The following is a 259-nucleotide window of genomic DNA, read 5'->3' as shown; positions in this document are numbered from 1 at the left end:
CCACCAGCAGGCCCCAGCCGGCGAAGGATTTATTCAGGGTCATGCAGGGTTTTCCATCGGTGATACAGCGCGGTCATGGCGGCGTCGGGCAGGTGTTGGATCGGCAGGCGCTGTTCGCTCAGTGGCAGGCCGACCTGCTGCCCAATCACCGCCGTCGACAGGCCGAACGGTTCGGCCATTGCGTTGCTGGCGGCAAACACCACGCGCGCTACGCCGCACAGGTACATGGCGCTCAAGCACATCGGGCAGGGTTGGCCAC

Annotated in this window: 1 protein-coding gene; it reads right to left on the bottom strand. The window is 65.3% G+C overall.

Annotated features, from left to right (window positions below; translation table 11 throughout):
* Window positions 1–29 precede the first annotated feature (29 nt).
* A partial coding sequence (locus KZZ07_RS27100; RefSeq protein WP_500862250.1) for a tRNA-specific adenosine deaminase occupies window positions 30–259 on the bottom strand: 230 nt, incomplete at its 5' end.

Origin of the sequence: Mameliella sp. CS4, assembly GCF_019392335.1 — a bacterium.
Classification (GTDB): Bacteria; Pseudomonadota; Alphaproteobacteria; order Rhodobacterales; family Rhodobacteraceae; genus Antarctobacter.
This window is presented reverse-complemented; position numbering and strand designations above follow the sequence as displayed.